At 62.2% G+C, this 17,298-nt stretch carries 14 protein-coding genes; 11 read left to right on the plus strand and 3 right to left on the minus strand.

The annotated features are described in order from the left end of the window. Complete coding sequence (locus tag M5C01_RS19735; protein WP_103497038.1) at window positions 1-429, minus strand: DNA polymerase III subunit chi; 429 nt, start codon at window positions 427-429, stop codon at window positions 1-3. A gap of 57 nt (window positions 430-486) precedes the next feature. Then, window positions 487-1,977, minus strand: coding sequence for a leucyl aminopeptidase (locus tag M5C01_RS19740; protein ID WP_103497037.1), 1,491 nt, complete (start codon window positions 1,975-1,977; stop codon window positions 487-489). Between the two features lie 300 nt (window positions 1,978-2,277). On the opposite strand from M5C01_RS19740, the gene lptF reads away from it, so the two are divergent. From lptF to pdxJ, 9 genes are all read left to right on the plus strand, one after another. Then, window positions 2,278-3,396 (plus strand): LPS export ABC transporter permease LptF, encoded by a 1,119-nt coding sequence (gene lptF, locus M5C01_RS19745; protein WP_152740166.1) that lies wholly within the window; start codon window positions 2,278-2,280, stop codon window positions 3,394-3,396. Then, entirely contained in the window at window positions 3,389-4,450 is a 1,062-nt protein-coding gene (lptG, locus tag M5C01_RS19750; protein WP_178129896.1) for an LPS export ABC transporter permease LptG, read from the plus strand. The genes lptF and lptG overlap by 8 nt, the downstream gene beginning before the upstream one ends. Window positions 4,451-4,620: 170 nt before the next feature. Next, window positions 4,621-6,420: a translation elongation factor 4 gene (gene lepA, locus M5C01_RS19755; protein WP_177099692.1), complete on the plus strand. Its 1,800-nt coding sequence runs from the start codon at window positions 4,621-4,623 to the stop codon at window positions 6,418-6,420. 5 nt (window positions 6,421-6,425) lie between these two features. Beyond that, window positions 6,426-7,280, plus strand: coding sequence for a signal peptidase I (gene lepB / locus M5C01_RS19760; RefSeq protein ID WP_152740167.1), 855 nt, complete (start codon window positions 6,426-6,428; stop codon window positions 7,278-7,280). 61 nt (window positions 7,281-7,341) lie between these two features. Continuing rightward, entirely contained in the window at window positions 7,342-7,719 is a 378-nt protein-coding gene (locus M5C01_RS19765; protein WP_103497046.1) for a DUF4845 domain-containing protein, read from the plus strand. Beyond that, the gene (rnc, locus tag M5C01_RS19770; RefSeq protein WP_103497033.1) at window positions 7,716-8,405 is read left to right on the plus strand and encodes a ribonuclease III; all 690 of its coding nucleotides are present in this window, start codon (window positions 7,716-7,718) and stop codon (window positions 8,403-8,405) included. The genes M5C01_RS19765 and rnc overlap by 4 nt, the downstream gene beginning before the upstream one ends. Next, a complete protein-coding gene (gene era / locus M5C01_RS19775; protein ID WP_103497032.1) occupies window positions 8,398-9,300 on the plus strand; it encodes a GTPase Era in 903 nt (300 codons plus the stop codon). Before rnc ends, era begins: the two co-directional genes overlap by 8 nt. Window positions 9,301-9,529: 229 nt before the next feature. Next, the gene (gene recO, locus M5C01_RS19780) at window positions 9,530-10,219 is read left to right on the plus strand and encodes a DNA repair protein RecO (RefSeq protein ID WP_103497031.1); all 690 of its coding nucleotides are present in this window, start codon (window positions 9,530-9,532) and stop codon (window positions 10,217-10,219) included. Window positions 10,220-10,377: 158 nt separating this feature from the next. Further along, the gene (gene pdxJ, locus M5C01_RS19785) at window positions 10,378-11,124 is read left to right on the plus strand and encodes a pyridoxine 5'-phosphate synthase (protein ID WP_177099694.1); all 747 of its coding nucleotides are present in this window, start codon (window positions 10,378-10,380) and stop codon (window positions 11,122-11,124) included. Between the two features lie 170 nt (window positions 11,125-11,294). Here the strand turns inward: pdxJ and mltF are convergent, their stop codons facing one another. Next, entirely contained in the window at window positions 11,295-12,755 is a 1,461-nt protein-coding gene (mltF, locus tag M5C01_RS19790) for a membrane-bound lytic murein transglycosylase MltF (protein ID WP_152740168.1), read from the minus strand. 286 nt (window positions 12,756-13,041) lie between these two features. Between mltF and purL the strand changes: the two genes are divergently transcribed. Continuing rightward, window positions 13,042-16,938 (plus strand): phosphoribosylformylglycinamidine synthase, encoded by a 3,897-nt coding sequence (gene purL / locus M5C01_RS19795; protein ID WP_152740169.1) that lies wholly within the window; start codon window positions 13,042-13,044, stop codon window positions 16,936-16,938. Between the two features lie 6 nt (window positions 16,939-16,944). Beyond that, the gene (locus tag M5C01_RS19800; RefSeq protein WP_100944717.1) at window positions 16,945-17,256 is read left to right on the plus strand and encodes a YqfO family protein; all 312 of its coding nucleotides are present in this window, start codon (window positions 16,945-16,947) and stop codon (window positions 17,254-17,256) included. Window positions 17,257-17,298 lie beyond the last annotated feature (42 nt).

Raw genomic sequence — 17,298 nt, forward strand, 5'->3', positions numbered from 1 at the left:
TCAAAGTCGCTGTAGACGGTGATCTTGCAGAGGATAGCCCTGTTCGCGGTAGAAGCGGAAACTCTCCCGCGCCGCTTGACGGATTGCCGGGTCTTCCACCACCACTTCCGCCACGCGGGCAAAGCGCGAAGCAAAGGGCGGCACCTTCATGTCAAGGTTCACCAGCAGGTCCTGATGGGGGCCGGGGTCTTCGCCCAGCCCCAGCACCACGGTGCCTTCCGGCTCGCTTTCCGCTGGGCCATGGGGCACGAAGCTTTCGCCCTTGAACTGCCACAGGCGGGCATCCAGGTCGTCGCGCTGGGCGCTGTCGCTGCAATGCAGGTAGACCTTGTGTCCCAGGCGCCAGGCCTTTTCGGTCAGCTTGCAGGCAAAGTCCAGGCGTGCCGAAGGATCCGCGCTGGGAAGGATATAGAAGTCGACTTGGGTCATAGGGGGTTCCGGATGCCGGGCGACGTCATTGACCGACGCCGCCCGGCAGGCTCAGGTTCAGGCCTTGGCGCGGTCCAGCAGGTACTGGGTCAGCAGGGGCACCGGACGGCCGGTGGCGCCCTTGTCCTTGCCGCCGCTGGTCCAGGCGGTGCCGGCGATGTCCAGGTGGGCCCAGTTGAACTGTTTGGCGAAGCGCGACAGGAAGCACGCCGCGGTGATGGTCCCGGCTTTCGGCCCGCCGATGTTGGCGATGTCGGCGAACGGGCTGTCCAGCTGTTCCTGGTACTCATCGAACAGCGGCAGTTGCCAGGCGCGGTCATCGGCTTGACGGCCGGCGCTGAGCAGTTGCTCGATCAGTTCGTCGTTGTTGCCCAGCAGGCCGGAGGTGTGGGCGCCGAGGGCGACCACGCAGGCGCCGGTCAGGGTGGCGATATCGATCACCGCCTGGGGCTTGAAGCGTTCGGCGTAGGTCAGGGCATCGCACAGCACCAGGCGGCCTTCGGCGTCGGTGTTGAGGATTTCCACGGTCTGGCCGCTGAGGGTGGTGACAATGTCGCCCGGACGGGTCGCGCCGCCGCTCGGCATGTTCTCGGCACAGGCCAGGATGCACACCAGGTTGATCGGCAGTTGCAGGGCAAGCACGGCGTGCAGGGTGCCGAACACGCTGGCGGCACCGCCCATGTCGTACTTCATTTCATCCATGCCCAGGCCCGGCTTGAGGCTGATGCCGCCGGTGTCGAAGGTGATGCCCTTGCCGACCAGGGCAAATGGTTTCTCGGATTTCTTGCCGCCGTTGTATTGCATGACGATCAGGCGTGGCGGCTGGTCACTGCCCTGGCCCACGGCGTAGAACGAGCCCATGCCCAGTTCCTTGATCTTCTTCTCGTCAAGGATCTCGACCTTCAGGCCTTTGTTGGCCTTGCCAAGGTTCTTTGCCTGCTCGGCGAGGTAGCTCGGGTGGCAGATGTTCGGTGGCAGGTTGCCCAGGTCGCGGGTGAAGGCCATGCCGCCGGCGATGGCGCGGGCGTGGCTGACGGCACGTTCGACTTCGGCTTGCGCGGCCTTGATGGTCACCAGGGTGATTTTCTTCAGGGCGCGGGGTTCGGCTTTCTGGCTCTTGAACTGGTCGAAGCTGTATTCACCGTCCAGCAGGCTTTCGGCCAGCAGGCGGGTCTTGCCGTAGCTGTCGCGGCCCTTGACCACGACTTCGTCGAGGGCGAGCACGGCGTCGCTGCCGCCCAGGCCCTTGAGGGTGGCGAGGATCGAGGCCACGGCTTTGCGGAACGGACGGTCGCCGAGTTCGGCGTCCTTGCCCACGCCCACCAGCAGCACGCGTTCGGCCTTGAGGTTGGGCAGGCTTTGCAGCAGCAGGGTCTGGCCGACCTTGCCGGCCAGGTCGCCGCGCTTGAGGATGGCGCTGAGGGCGCCGCCGCTGAGTTCATCGACTTTGCTGGCGACCGCGCCGAGTGTGCGGCCTTCGCCGACGGCGAGTACCAGGGTGGCGGTTTTCAACGTTTCTGGGCTGACGCTTTTTACAACCAGTTCCATGTCCGGGTCCCTGAATATTAAGGTCAAAGGGCGCAGAGACAGCTCTGCACCGGGGCGAAGCGACGCAATGGCGTGGCTTTCGGCAAAGGCCGCAGTTTGAACCCCGGCGCTGGCCGGGGGCAAGTCCCAATACCGATCCGTTACGGCTCTGTCGGCACTGTGGACAAGTGCGCAGTGACAGCCGGGAGCAATCACAGGATAATGCGCCTCTTTTTAGACGGCCCGCTGCGGCGAGCCCTCTGTCGGTGCCTATGTTTGCTTGTTCGGCCACCTTAGCCTGACAACCCTGGAGTGTCTGGTTTGATTGTTTTTCGTTATCTGTCCCGCGAAGTCTTGATCACCTTGAGTGCGGTCAGCGCCGTATTGCTGGTCATCACCATGAGCGGACGCTTCGTCAAGTTCCTTGCCCAGGCCGCCTCGGGTCAACTGGACCCGGGCTCGCTGTTCCTGATCATGGGCTTTCGCCTGCCCGGTTTCCTCCAACTGATCCTGCCGCTGGGCTTGTTCCTCGGCATTCTGCTGGCCTACGGACGGCTCTATCTCGAAAGCGAAATGACCGTGCTGTCCGCCACCGGCATGAGCCAGCAGCGCCTGCTCGGCATGACCATGGCGCCGGCGCTGCTGGTGGCCCTGCTGGTGGCCTGGATCAGCCTGAGCCTGGCGCCCAAGGGCGCCCTGCAATTTCAGCTGCTGCTCAACCAGCAGGACGCCATGACCGAGTTCGACACCCTGGTGCCCGGCCGTTTCCAGGAGCTCAACGATGGCTCGCGGGTGACCTATACCGAGCAACTCTCCGATGACCGGGCGAACCTGGGCGGTGTGTTCATTTCGGAAAAACGCTTCGGCGTGAACAAGAAGGACCGCGGCATTTCCGTGCTGGTGGCCGAAAAAGGCCGTCAGGAAGTGCGCAAGGACGGCAATCGCTACCTGATCCTGGAAAACGGCTATCGCTATGACGGCAGTCCAGGCATGGCCGATTACCGGGCGATCAAGTACGAGACCTACGGCGTCATGCTGCCCAAGCCCGAGATCAGCGAAGAAGTCACCGACCGCGATGCGATGATGACCTCGACCCTGTTCGGCAACCCGGACCTGAAGGCGGTCGCCGAATTGCAATGGCGGCTTTCGCTGCCCCTGCTGGTGTTTATCGTGACCCTGATGGCCGTGCCACTGTCGCGGGTCAACCCGCGCCAGGGCCGTTTCCTCAAGCTGCTGCCGGCGATCCTTCTTTATATGGCCTACCTGACCATGCTCATTTCGGCCCGTGGCGCGCTGGAGAAAGGCAACTTGTCACCGGTGCTGGGCATGTGGTGGGTGCATGGCCTGTTCCTGGCCATCGGCCTGGCGCTGCTGTATTGGGAACCCCTGCGTTTGAAACTGGCGAGTCGTCGCACTGTGAAGGAGATGGCTCGTGGTTAAGCTCGATCGCTACATTGGCAGCAGTGTGTTCATGGCGATCCTTGCCGTACTGGGGATCATCCTCGGGCTGGCCTCGCTGTTTGCCTTTATCGACGAGATGGGCAGCCTCTCCGATACCTACACCCTGGGCGATGTGCTGAGCTTTGTGGTGCTCACGGCGCCGCGCCGGGTCTATGACATGTTGCCGATGGCCGGCCTGATCGGTTGCCTGATCGGCCTCGGCAGCCTGGCCAGCAACAGCGAATTGACCATCATGCGCGCGGCGGGCGTCTCCGTCGGGCGTATCGTCTGGGCGGTGATGAAGCCCATGCTGGTGTTGATGCTGATCGGCGTGCTGGTCGGCGAGTACGTTGCCCCGGCCACCGAGAGCAAGGCCCAGGCGGACAAGGCCCTGGCCCAGGGCTCGGGGGATGCGCAGAGCTCGCGCAACGGCCTGTGGCATCGCCAGGGTGACGAATTCATTCATATCAACGCCGTGCAGCCCAACGGCCTGCTTTACGGTGTGACCCGTTATCACTTCGACAGCGAGCGCCACATGCTGTCGTCGAGCTTTGCCAAGAAGGCCCACTTCGACAAGGACCTCTGGACACTGACGGACGTCACCACCACCTATTTCCGCGACGGTCGCACCGAAGTGATCAATGTGCCGGAAGAGCGCTGGGACGTGGCCTTGAGCCCGAACCTGCTGAGTACCGTGGTGATGGTGCCCGAGGCCCTGTCGATCAGTGGCCTGTGGAGCTACATCCACTACCTGGCGGACCAGGGCCTGGCGAACGGTCGTTACTGGCTGGCGTTCTGGGTCAAGGTCCTGCAACCGCTGGTGACCGCGGCGCTGGTCTTGATGGCGATTTCCTTTATCTTCGGCCCGCTGCGTTCGGTTACCCTGGGGCAACGGGTGTTCACCGGCGTGCTGGTGGGCTTCACCTTCCGCATCGCCCAGGACCTGCTCGGGCCTTCGAGCCTGGTGTTCGGTTTCCCGCCGCTGCTGGCGGTGGTGGTGCCGGCGGCGATCTGCGCGGTGGCCGGTGTCTGGCTGCTGCGTCGGGCCGGATGATGAAGCGATTGAGCGATAAATGATCCTGGAAAAAGCCCCTGTCCCGTGACCGGGGCTTTTTTGTCCGTGCCGCCCGGCCTGTTCACGTGACGCCTTGGTCGCGCATCAGGTACAATTCCCGGCTATTTTTCGGCGGGCAGTCTGCCTGCAACCTTTTTGAGTGTTGATCCGTGAGTGATTTGAGTCATATCCGCAATTTCTCCATCATCGCCCACATTGACCATGGCAAGTCGACTCTGGCCGATCGCTTCATCCAGATGTGCGGCGGCCTTGCCGAGCGCGAGATGGAAGCGCAGGTGCTGGATTCCATGGACCTCGAGCGCGAGCGCGGGATCACCATCAAGGCCCATAGCGTTACCCTGTACTACAAGGCTCGCGACGGCATCACCTATCAGTTGAACTTCATCGACACCCCCGGCCACGTCGACTTCACCTATGAAGTCAGCCGTTCCCTGGCGGCCTGTGAAGGTGCGTTGCTGGTGGTGGACGCCGGCCAGGGCGTCGAAGCCCAGTCCGTTGCCAACTGCTACACCGCCATCGAGCAGGGCCTGGAAGTCATGCCGGTGCTGAACAAGATCGACCTGCCCCAGGCCGATCCGGACCGGGTGAAGGAAGAAATCGAGAAAATCATCGGTATCGACGCCACCGACGCCGTCACCTGCAGCGCCAAGACCGGCCTGGGTGTCGACGAAGTGCTCGAGCGCCTGGTGACCACCATCCCCGCGCCGACCGGCAATATCGAAGATCCGCTGCAAGCGTTGATCATCGACTCCTGGTTCGACAACTACCTGGGCGTCGTGTCCCTGGTGCGCGTGCGCCACGGCCGCGTGAAGAAGGGCGACAAGATCCTGGTCAAGTCCACCGGCAAGATGCACCTGGTGGACAGCGTCGGTGTGTTCAACCCGAAACACACCGCCACCGTCGACCTGAAGGCCGGCGAAGTGGGCTTTATCATCGCCGGTATCAAGGACATCCACGGTGCGCCGGTGGGTGACACCCTGACCCTGAGCACCACCCCTGACGTCGACGTGCTGCCGGGCTTCAAACGCATCCAGCCGCAGGTCTACGCCGGTCTGTTCCCGGTCAGCTCCGACGATTTCGAAGACTTCCGCGAAGCCCTGCAAAAGCTCACGCTGAACGACTCCTCGCTGCAGTACACCCCGGAAAGCTCCGACGCCCTGGGCTTCGGCTTCCGTTGCGGGTTCCTCGGCATGCTGCACATGGAGATCATCCAGGAGCGCCTTGAGCGCGAGTACGACCTGGACCTGATCACCACCGCGCCGACGGTAATCTTCGAGCTGCTGCTCAAGAACGGCGAAACCATCTACGTCGACAACCCGTCCAAGCTGCCGGACCTGTCGGCCATCGAGGATATGCGCGAACCGATCGTGCGGGCCAATATCCTTGTACCGCAGGAGCACCTGGGCAACGTCATTACCCTGTGTATCGAGAAGCGTGGCATCCAGCACGACATGCTGTTCCTCGGTTCCCAGGTGCAAGTGACCTACGATTTGCCGATGAACGAAGTGGTCCTGGACTTCTTTGACCGTCTCAAATCCACCAGTCGCGGCTATGCTTCGCTGGACTACCATTTTGATCGTTACCAGTCGGCCAACCTGGTCAAGCTGGATGTACTGATCAACGGTGAAAAGGTCGACGCCCTGGCGCTGATCGTGCATCGTGATAACGCGCATTACAAAGGTCGTGCGTTGACCGAGAAGATGAAAGAACTGATTCCTCGTCAGATGTTCGACGTTGCCATCCAGGCCGCCATTGGCGGGCAGATCGTGGCGCGGACAACCGTCAAGGCCCTCAGAAAGAACGTACTGGCCAAGTGCTATGGCGGCGACGTCAGCCGTAAGCGCAAGCTGTTGGAAAAGCAAAAGGCCGGTAAGAAACGCATGAAGCAAGTGGGTAACGTGGAAATTCCACAGGAAGCCTTCCTTGCAGTGCTCAGGTTGGATAGTTAGGTCCTATGTCACTAAATTTCCCGCTGTTGCTGGTCATCGCCGTCGCCGTCTGTGGTGTGTTGGCGTTGTTCGATCTGATCTTTCTGGCGCCTCGTCGGCGTTCCGCCATCGCTGCCTATCAGGGCAGCGTGGCGCAGCCTGATGGCGACGTGGTCGAAAAGCTGAACAAGGAGCCTTTGCTGGTTGAATACGGCAAGTCCTTCTTCCCGGTGTTGTTCATCGTGCTGGTGCTGCGTTCGTTCCTGGTGGAACCGTTCCAGATTCCATCCGGCTCGATGAAGCCGACCCTGGATGTCGGCGACTTTATCCTGGTGAACAAGTTTTCCTACGGGATTCGCTTGCCGGTGATCGACCAGAAGGTCATTCAGGTGAGTGATCCGCAGCGCGGCGATGTGATGGTATTCCGCTACCCGAGCGACCCCAACGTCAACTACATCAAGCGTGTAGTCGGCCTGCCGGGCGACGTGGTGCGTTACACCAGTGACAAGAAGCTGTTCGTCAACGGCAAGCCGGTGGCTGAACAGCTGGTCGGCGCCGAGCCGGGCATGTTGGGCAGTGCCGAGCTCTACAAAGAGCAACTGGGCGCCGCCGAGCACCTGATCCGCAAGGAGATGGGGCGCTACCGCGCGCCGCCTGATCACGAGTGGACGGTCCCCGCGGGCCACTACTTCATGATGGGCGACAACCGCGACAACTCCAACGACAGCCGCTACTGGGATGATCCGAATATTCCCAAGGAGCTGCTGGGCATGGTTCCCGACGAGAACATCGTCGGCAAGGCCTTCGCGGTCTGGATGAGCTGGCCCGAACCGAAACTCAGCCACTTCCCGAATTTTTCCCGGGTCGGTCTGATCAAGTAACCAAACCCGGCGCTGTGAACACAGCGCCGAGTGCTTTTTCAGGTGCCGCAGTACCATGAAGATGACCTCTGCTCGCTCGCAAAAAGGCCTGTCGTTTTTTGGCTGGTTGCTGACCCTGGCGTTGGTGGCCTTTGCCGCCAGTGTGGCGCTGAAGGTGGTCCCGCATTACCTCGACTATATGTCGATGAAGAGAATCATCATGTCGGTGGAAACCGACAAGGCGGCGGATATCACCACCGTCAACGATTTCTATACCCATGTTACCCGCGGCATGCAGGTCAACAGTATTCAGGATTTGGATTTGAACAAGGTGTTAAGCGTGACGTTGGAGAACAACAAGTTCCTCGCGCACTTGAAATATGAGCAGCGCGATCCGCTGATTCAGAACATCGATCTGGTGGTCAAGTTCGACCACGAATTCAGCGTGGCCAAACCGTGAGCGTGTCTTTAAGTCGTCTCGAGCGCCAGCTCGGCTATACCTTCAAGGATCAGGAGCTGATGCTCCTGGCCCTGACTCACCGCAGTTTTGCCGGGCGCAACAACGAGCGCCTGGAATTCCTCGGTGATGCCATTCTCAATTTCGTAGCCGGCGAGGCGTTGTTCGAGCGTTTTCCCCAGGCTCGCGAAGGCCAGTTGTCGCGTTTGCGCGCGCGCCTGGTGAAAGGTGAAACACTGGCGGTACTGGCTCGTGGTTTCGAGTTGGGCGAGTACCTGCGCCTGGGTTCCGGCGAATTGAAAAGCGGTGGTTTCCGCCGTGAGTCGATTCTCGCCGACGCCCTGGAGGCCCTGATCGGCGCCATTTACCTGGATGCCGGCATGGAAGCGGCACGGGACCGGGTGTTGGCCTGGCTGACCTCGGAGTTCGACAGCCTGACGCTGGTGGACACCAACAAGGACCCCAAGACCCGGCTGCAGGAGTTTCTCCAGTCCCGGGCCTGCGACCTGCCGCGTTACGAAGTGGTGGATATCCAGGGTGAACCACATTGCCGGACGTTCTTCGTCGAGTGCGAGATCACCCTATTGAATGAAAAAAGCCGAGGACAGGGCGTGAGCCGTCGTATTGCCGAACAGGTAGCGGCGGCATCGGCACTGATTGCCCTGGGCGTGGAGAATGGTAATGACTGATTCAACGGCAACACGCTGCGGCTACGTCGCCATCGTCGGCCGGCCGAACGTGGGCAAGTCCACGCTGCTGAACCATATCCTCGGGCAGAAACTGGCGATCACCTCGCGCAAGCCCCAGACCACTCGTCACAACATGCTCGGGATCAAGACCGAAGGCACCGTGCAGGCGGTCTACGTGGATACCCCCGGTATGCACAAGGGCGGCGAAAAGGCCCTGAACCGCTACATGAACAAGACCGCTTCGGCGGCGTTGAAAGACGTCGACGTGGTGATCTTCGTGGTTGACCGGACCCGCTGGACCGACGAGGACCAGATGGTCCTGGAACGCATCCAGTACGTCGAAGGCCCGGTGATCGTGGCCTTGAACAAGACCGACCGGATCGAAGACAAGGCCGAGCTGATGCCGCACCTGACCTGGTTGCAGGAACAGTTGCCCAAGGCGCAGATCGTGCCGATCTCGGCGCAGCACGGACACAACCTCGAGCACCTGGAAAGCCTGATCGCCACGCACCTGCCGGAAAACGAGCACTTTTTCCCGGAAGACCAGATCACCGACCGCAGCAGCCGTTTCCTGGCGGCGGAACTGGTGCGTGAGAAAATCATGCGGCAGATGGGCGCCGAGCTGCCTTACCAGATCACCGTGGAAATCGAAGAATTCAAGCAGCAGGGCAAGACCCTGCATATCCATGCGCTGATCCTCGTCGAACGTGACGGCCAGAAGAAGATCATCATTGGCGACAAGGGCGAGCGCATCAAGCGCATCGGCACCGAGGCGCGCAAGGATATGGAGCTGCTGTTCGATTCGAAGATCATGCTCAACCTGTGGGTCAAGGTGAAGGGCGGTTGGTCCGATGACGAGCGTGCACTGCGTTCGTTGGGTTACGGTGACCTGTAACCGGGTTGTTTGAGCGCTCCCTGGCGGAACGCGATCCCTGTAGGAGCAGGGCTTGTCCGCGAAGAGGCCCTTGAGGGCGCCAGAAGTTTCGCGAATGATCCCGAATACCAGTCAGTCGTATCTGAACAGCGGTATACCAACAAAGCTTTCAGAGGTCTTGAGGGCCTCTTCGCGGGCAAGCCCTGCTCCTACAGGGTTTCGGTAAATTCCTCTTTTGAGTCTCGGCTTCATGTCCGCTAACCCGCCTCCCGGCCAACCCGCCTACGTCCTGCACTCCCGTGCCTATCGCGAAAACAGCGCCTTGGTGGACTTCATCACCCCGCAAGGTCGGCTGCGTGCCGTGCTGCGCAGTGCGCGGGGCAAGGCCGGGACCCTGGCACGGCCCTTCGTGCCCCTCGAAGTGGAATTTCGCGGTCGCGGCGAACTGAAGAACGTCGGTCGGATGGAAAGCGCCGGTGTCGCCACCTGGCTGGTTGGCGAGGCCCTGTTCAGCGGTCTCTACCTCAATGAACTGTTGATCCGCCTGCTCCCGGCCGAAGACCCGCACCCCGCGGTCTTTGATCATTACGCCGCGACCCTGCTGGCCCTGGCCGAAGGCCGCCCCCTCGAACCGCTGTTGCGCTCCTTTGAATGGCGGCTGCTGGACGACCTCGGTTATGGCTTTTCCCTGGACCAGGATATTCACGGCGAACCGCTGGCGGCGGATGGCTTGTACCGCCTGCAAGTGGATGCCGGCCTGGAGCGGGTCTACCTGTTGCAACCGGGTCTGTTCCAGGGCACCGAGCTGCTGGCCATGGCCGAGGCCGACTGGACGGCGGTGGGCGCCTTGTCGGCGGCCAAGCGCCTGATGCGCCAGGCTCTGGCAGTGCACCTGGGCGGCAAGCCGCTGGTCAGTCGCGAGTTGTTTCGCAAGCCCTGAGGGCGGGCTCATTGGCGACAGGGCCGAGGTTTGGTTGGCGGCTTCAGTGATCCCCGGTGAACCCTCGGCATCCACACTCGACACACAGAACTGGCCGTACAGGCCACGACTGACGTGTATGCTGTGCACCGAATCTTCCACTCTTCAGGAGTCTTTCCGTGAGCACCAGCACTCGTATCCTTCTCGGCGTGAACATCGACCACGTCGCCACCCTGCGTCAGGCCCGGGGCACGCGTTATCCTGATCCGGTCAAGGCTGCGCTGGATGCCGAAGAGGCGGGCGCCGACGGCATCACCGTGCACCTGCGTGAAGACCGCCGGCACATCCAGGAGCGCGATGTGCTGCTGCTCAAGGATGTGTTGCAGACGCGGATGAACTTCGAGATGGGCGTGACCGAAGAGATGATGGCGTTTGCCGAGCGCATTCGGCCGGCACATATTTGCCTCGTGCCGGAAACCCGTCAGGAGCTGACCACCGAAGGTGGCCTGGACGTGGCGGGGCAGGAGGAGCGGATCAGGGCGGCGGTGGAGCGCCTGGGCAAGATCGGCAGCGAAGTATCGCTGTTCATCGATGCCGACGAGCGTCAGATTGCCGCGGCCAAGCGTGTCGGGGCACCGGCCATCGAGTTGCACACAGGACGTTATGCCGATGCCCATACGCCGGCCGAAGTTGCCGAAGAGCTGAAGCGGATTGCCGATGGCGTGGCGTTTGGCGTGGCCCAGGGCCTGATCGTCAATGCCGGGCATGGCCTGCATTACCACAACGTCGAGGCGGTGGCGGCGATTCCGGGGATCAATGAGCTGAACATCGGCCATGCGCTGGTGGCCCATGCGCTGTTCGTCGGATTCAAGGCAGCGGTGGTGGAGATGAAAGAGCTGATTCTGGCGGCTGCGCCCAAGGCTTGAGGGCTGGGCACTTCATATCGCGGCGCAACCTGGAGTTTTGTTGCGCCTGTTCCGGCCTCTTCGCGGGCAAGCTCCGCTCCCACAGGGGGGACGCGGTCAAACTGTGGGAGCGGAGCTTGCCCGCGAAGAGGCCCGTGAGCGCGCTACAAATAGCACAGGCTGGCAGCTGGCTAGAGCTGTGACGGCTGCTCGGTCGGCTTGGTCTTGTCCACGCCCGGCACATGCAGGTTGCTGTCCACCACCTGGCTGCCTTCCAGCTGCGGCTGGGTTACCCAGGTCAGGATGTCGTAGTAACGGCGGATGTTGGCGACGAAATGCACCGGCTCGCCGCCCCGCGCATAACCGTAGCGGGTCTTGCTGTACCACTGCTTCTGCGCCAGGCGCGGCAGCATCTTCTTCACGTCCAGCCACTTGTTCGGGTTCAGGCCTTCCTTCTCGGCGAGCTTGCGCGCATCGTCCAGATGACCGCTGCCGACGTTATACGCCGCCAGGGCAAACCAGGTGCGGTCCGGCTCTTCGATCTGCTCGTCCAACTGATCCTTCATATACGCCAGGTACTTGGCCCCGCCACTGATGCTCTGTCGTGCATCCAGACGATTGGACACGCCCATGGCCTGGGCCGTGCTCTGGGTCAGCATCATCAGGCCGCGCACGCCGGTCTTGGAGGTGACCCCCGGCTGCCACAGCGATTCCTGATAACCGATGGCCGCCAACAACCGCCAGTCGACTTTTTCTTCCTTGGCCGACGCGCGGAAATGTTTCTCGTACTTGGGCAGCCGCTGCTGCAGGTGCTGGGCAAAGGTATAGGCGCCGACGTACCCCAATACATCGACATGCCCGTAATAGCGATCTTTCAGGCGTTGCAGGGTGCCGTTCTGCTGCACTTTGTCGAGGTAGGCGTTGATCTCGTTGAGCAGGCTGTTGTCTTCGCCAGGGGCCACCGCCCAGCGCTGGCTGCGGGCATCGCCGAGGTCAAACGCGACCCGCACGTTGGGAAAGTAAACCTGGTTCATCGCCACTTCGTTGGAATCCACCAGGGTCAGGTCGATCTGACCTTCGTCGACCATGCGCAGCAGGTCGACCACTTCAACCGCGTCGGACTCTTCGTATTCAATCGCAGGATTCTGCTTTTTCAGCTCGGCGAGTTGTTCGGCATGGCTGCTGCCCTTGAGCACCGTGATGCGTTTGCCCACCAGGTCGGCCGGTGTGGTGGGGCGGGACTGGCCATTGCGATAGACGATCTGCGGGGTGACTTCCAGGTACGGATGGGAAAAGCGCGCCTGCAGCTTGCGCTGGTCGCTGCTCACCAGGCCGGCGGCCGCCAGCACCGGACCGTTGGGTTTGCCCAGCTGATTGAACAGATCGTCGAGGTTGTCCGCGGTTTCGATCTCGAGCTTGACCCCCAGGTCATCGGCAAAGCGCTTGACCAGCTCGTACTCGAAGCCGGTTTCGCCGTTGCGATCCTGGAAATAGGTGGCCGGACTGTTGCGGGTAATCACCCGCAGTACGCCGTCCTCCTTTACGCGCTCGAGTGTGCTGGGTTTATCAACACAGGCGCCGAGCATCAGGAAGAGTCCGGTTGCGATGAGCCACCTGGCACAGCGCGGGCGGAAAGCAGTTGGGGAGAACATCTGCGCAGTATACGCAAAGGACCCCGGCCGCCATATCTCGACAGAATCGCGCCGGTCTGCTAGCGATCCCCGGGAATGGCTGGAGGCTGTAGGAATAGGCTTTTGAGAGTGTATGAACTTTATAAAATAGTGGCGATGAATAATGCTAATGATCTGTAGGAATGGGTAATTAGACCTTGAGAGGCATGTGCTGTGAGGCAAGCGTGCCGTTTCGGGTGCCGTCGCGGGCGGTTTAGGCTAGAATGCACGGCCTCAAAGCACACCCCTTCCCGAGGCTGTCCCGAAGATGTTGATCCTGCGCGGCGCTCCTGCCCTTTCCGCCTTTCGCCACAGCAAACTGCTTGAACAACTGAGCCAAAAAGTTCCAGCTGTCAGTGGTTTGTATGCCGAGTTCGCCCATTTCGCCGAAGTGACTGGCGTGCTGACTGGCGACGAACAGCAAGTGCTGGCCCGCCTGCTGAAATACGGCCCGAGCGTGCCGGTCCAGGAGCCGACCGGTCGTCTGTTTCTGGTGTTGCCGCGTTTCGGCACCATTTCGCCCTGGTCGAGCAAGGCCAGCGACATTGCCCGCAACTGCGGCCTGGGGAACGTCCAGCGCCTGGAGCGCGGTATTGCCTTCTACGTGGCTGGCCAGTTCAGCGAAGCCGAAGCCGAGCTGATCGCCGCGGTCCTGCATGACCGCATGACCCAGATCGTGCTGGGCAAGCTGGAAGAGGCCGCCGGTCTGTTCAGCCATGCCGCGCCCAAGCCGCTGACGGCCATCGATCTGCTGGGCGGCGGTCGCGCCGCGCTGGAAAAAGCCAACGTCGAGCTGGGCCTGGCCCTGGCGGAAGACGAGATCGACTACCTGGTCGATGCGTTCAACGGCCTCAAGCGCAACCCCCACGACATCGAACTGATGATGTTCGCCCAGGCCAACTCCGAGCATTGCCGGCACAAGATCTTCAACGCCAGTTGGGATATCGACGGCCAGAGCCAGGAAAAAAGCCTGTTCGGCATGATCAAGAACACCTACCAGATGCACAGCGAAGGCGTTCTGTCGGCTTACAAGGACAACGCCTCGGTGATCGTCGGTAACGTCGCCGGACGTTTCTTCCCGGACCCTGAAACCCGCCAGTACGGCGCGGTGCAGGAGCCGGTGCACATCCTGATGAAGGTCGAGACCCACAACCACCCGACCGCGATTGCCCCTTTCCCGGGCGCAGCCACCGGTTCCGGCGGCGAGATCCGCGATGAGGGTGCTACCGGTCGCGGCGCCAAGCCGAAAGCCGGTCTCACCGGTTTCACCGTGTCCAACCTGCAGATCCCGGGCTTCGAACAGCCGTGGGAAGTGCCGTACGGCAAGCCTGAGCGCATTGTCACCGCGCTGGACATCATGATCGAAGGCCCACTGGGTGGCGCCGCGTTCAACAACGAATTCGGTCGTCCGGCCCTGACCGGCTACTTCCGGACCTTCGAGCAATCCATCACCACCCCGCGTGGCGACGAAGTGCGCGGTTACCACAAGCCGATCATGCTGGCCGGCGGTATGGGCAACATCCGCGCCGAGCACGTACAGAAAGGCGAAATTGTCGTCGGCTCCAAGCTGATCGTCCTCGGCGGCCCGGCGATGCTGATCGGCCTGGGGGGCGGTGCGGCTTCCTCGATGGCCACCGGCACCAGCTCGGCGGACCTGGATTTCGCTTCGGTACAGCGCGAAAACCCGGAAATGGAACGCCGTTGCCAGGAGGTCATCGACCGTTGCTGGCAACTGGGCGACAAGAACCCCATCAGCTTTATCCACGACGTGGGTGCCGGCGGTCTGTCCAACGCCTTCCCGGAACTGGTCAACGACGGCGACCGCGGCGGTCGTTTCGAACTGCGCAATATCCCCAATGACGAGCCGGGCATGGCCCCGCACGAAATCTGGTCGAACGAATCCCAGGAACGTTATGTCCTGGCGGTCGGCGCTGCGGATTTCGAACGCTTCAAGGCCATCTGCGAGCGTGAGCGTTGCCCGTTCGCCGTGGTCGGCGAGGCCACTGCCGAGCCGCAACTGACCGTCACCGACAGCCACTTCGGCAACAGCCCGGTGGACATGCCGCTGGAAGTGCTGCTGGGCAAGGCCCCGCGCATGCACCGTTCGGCGGTTCGCGAAAGCGAACTGGGCGACGATTTCGATCCGAGCACCCTGGCCCTGGCCGAGTGCGTCGAGCGCGTCCTGCATCACCCGGCCGTGGCGAGCAAGAGCTTCCTGATCACCATCGGCGACCGGACCATTACCGGCCTGGTCTCCCGCGACCAGATGGTCGGCCCGTGGCAGGTGCCGGTGGCTGACGTCGCCGTGACCGCCACCAGCTTCGACGTCTACACCGGTGAAGCCATGGCCATGGGCGAGCGTACGCCGCTGGCCCTGCTGAACGCCCCGGCTTCCGGGCGCATGGCGATCGGCGAAACCCTGACCAACATCGCCGCTTCGCGGATCGGCAAGCTGTCCGATATCAAGCTGTCGGCCAACTGGATGTCGGCTGCCGGCCATCCGGGTGAAGACGCCCGTCTGTACGACACCGTCAAGGCGGTCGGCATGGAACTCTGCCCTGAACTGGGCCTGACCATTCCGGTGGGCAAGGACTCCATGTCCATGGCCACCCGCTGGAACGACGAAGGCACCGACAAGAGCGTGACCTCGCCGCTGTCACTGATCGTGACCGGTTTCGCCCCGGTCACCGATATCCGCCAGACCCTGACCCCGCAACTGCGCATGGACAAGGGCACCACCGACCTGATCCTGGTCGACCTCGGCCGTGGCCAGAACCGCATGGGGGCCTCGATCCTCGCCCAGGTCTACGGCAAGCTCGGCAAGCAGGCTCCAGACGTCGACGACGCCGAAGACCTGAAGGCCTTCTTCGCGGTGATCCAGGGCCTCAACGCCGACGGTCATCTGCTGGCTTACCACGACCGTTCCGACGGCGGCCTGCTGACCTCCGTGCTGGAAATGGCCTTTGCCGGTCACTGCGGCCTGCACCTGAACCTCGACGGCCTGGCGGAAACCTCCGCCGACCTCGCGGCCATCCTGTTCAACGAAGAACTCGGTGCGGTGATCCAGGTTCGCCAGGACTCCACCCCGGACGTGCTGGCGCAGTTCAGCGCCGCCGGCCTGGGCGACTGCGTGTCGGTGATCGGCCAGCCGTTGAACAACGGCGAAGTCAGCATCACCTTCGACGGCGAGACGGTCTTCACCGGCGAGCGTCGCCTGTTGCAGCGCCAGTGGGCGGAAACCAGCTATCGCATCCAGCGCCTGCGGGACAACGCCGAATGCGCCGACCAGGAGTTCGATGTCCTGCTCGACGAGGGCAATCCGGGCCTGAGCTACAAGACCAGCTTCGATGTGAACCAGGACATCGCCGCGCCGTACATCAAGAAGGGCATTCGCCCACAGGTCGCCGTGCTGCGTGAGCAGGGCGTCAACGGCCAGGTGGAAATGGCCGCGGCGTTCGACCGTGCCGGTTTCAACGCCATCGACGTGCACATGAGCGATATCCTCGCCGGCCGCGTTGACCTGAACGAGTTCAAGGGCCTGGTTGCCTGCGGCGGCTTCTCCTACGGTGACGTACTCGGCGCCGGTGAAGGCTGGGCCAAGTCGGCACTGTTCAACGCCCGTGCCCGCGATGCCTTCCAGGGCTTCTTCGAGCGCACCGACAGTTTCACCCTGGGCGTGTGCAACGGTTGCCAGATGATGTCCAACCTGCACGAGCTGATTCCGGGCAGCGAATTCTGGCCGCACTTCGTCCGTAACCGCTCCGAGCAGTTCGAAGCGCGGGTGGCGATGGTCCAGGTCCAGGAGTCGAACTCGATCTTCCTGCAGGGCATGGCCGGTTCGCGCATGCCGATTGCTATCGCCCACGGCGAAGGCCATGCCGAGTTCGAAAGCGAGGAAGCCTTGCTGCAAGCCGACCTGTCGGGTTGCGTGGCCATGCGTTTCGTCGACAACAACGGCAAGGTCACCCAGACCTACCCGGCCAACCCGAACGGCTCGCCGCGCGGGATCACCGGGCTGACCAGCCGCGACGGTCGCGTCACCATCATGATGCCGCACCCTGAGCGGGTATTCCGTGCCGTGCAGAACTCCTGGCGCTCGGAAGACTGGAACGAAGACGCGCCGTGGATGCGTATGTTCCGCAACGCCCGCGTCTGGGTTAACTAAGCCACGATGTACAAGCTCAGCTTTTTCGTGCCGCCGAGCCATGTGGAACAGGTCAAGAGTGCCGTATTCGCCGCCGGAGGCGGGCGGATCGGTGCTTACGACCAGTGTGCATGGCAGGTGCTGGGCCAGGGCCAGTTTCGCCCGTTGGACGGCAGCCAGCCGTTTCTCGGGCAGACTGGTGTGGTCGAGCAGGTGGAGGAGTGGAAGGTTGAGCTGGTGGTGGCGGACGCCCTGATCGAGGCGGTGGTGCTGGCTCTGAAGCAGAGCCATCCCTACGAAACACCGGCTTATGAAGTCTGGCGATTAGCGGATTTCTGACCGTTTCACCGCTTTCACAAAACCCGCCACCTCGGCGGGTTT

Origin of the sequence: Pseudomonas sp. MWU12-2319, from assembly GCF_023242525.1 — a bacterium.
In the GTDB taxonomy this organism is placed as follows: domain Bacteria; phylum Pseudomonadota; class Gammaproteobacteria; order Pseudomonadales; family Pseudomonadaceae; genus Aquipseudomonas; species Aquipseudomonas gingeri_D.

What these genes read in the sequence shown, in the direction of transcription:
- M5C01_RS19735 (WP_103497038.1), bottom strand. Translation starts at nt 429, where the DNA reads ATGACCCAAGTCGACTTCTATATCCTTCCCAGCGCGGATCCTTCGGCA.
- M5C01_RS19740 (WP_103497037.1), bottom strand. Translation starts at nt 1,977, where the DNA reads ATGGAACTGGTTGTAAAAAGCGTCAGCCCAGAAACGTTGAAAACCGCC.
- lepB (WP_152740167.1), top strand. Translation starts at nt 6,426, where the DNA reads ATGTCACTAAATTTCCCGCTGTTGCTGGTCATCGCCGTCGCCGTCTGT.
- M5C01_RS19765 (WP_103497046.1), top strand. Translation starts at nt 7,342, where the DNA reads ATGACCTCTGCTCGCTCGCAAAAAGGCCTGTCGTTTTTTGGCTGGTTG.
- era (WP_103497032.1), top strand. Translation starts at nt 8,398, where the DNA reads ATGACTGATTCAACGGCAACACGCTGCGGCTACGTCGCCATCGTCGGC.
- recO (WP_103497031.1), top strand. Translation starts at nt 9,530, where the DNA reads ATGTCCGCTAACCCGCCTCCCGGCCAACCCGCCTACGTCCTGCACTCC.
- mltF (WP_152740168.1), bottom strand. Translation starts at nt 12,755, where the DNA reads ATGTTCTCCCCAACTGCTTTCCGCCCGCGCTGTGCCAGGTGGCTCATC.
- purL (WP_152740169.1), top strand. Translation starts at nt 13,042, where the DNA reads ATGTTGATCCTGCGCGGCGCTCCTGCCCTTTCCGCCTTTCGCCACAGC.
- M5C01_RS19800 (WP_100944717.1), top strand. Translation starts at nt 16,945, where the DNA reads ATGTACAAGCTCAGCTTTTTCGTGCCGCCGAGCCATGTGGAACAGGTC.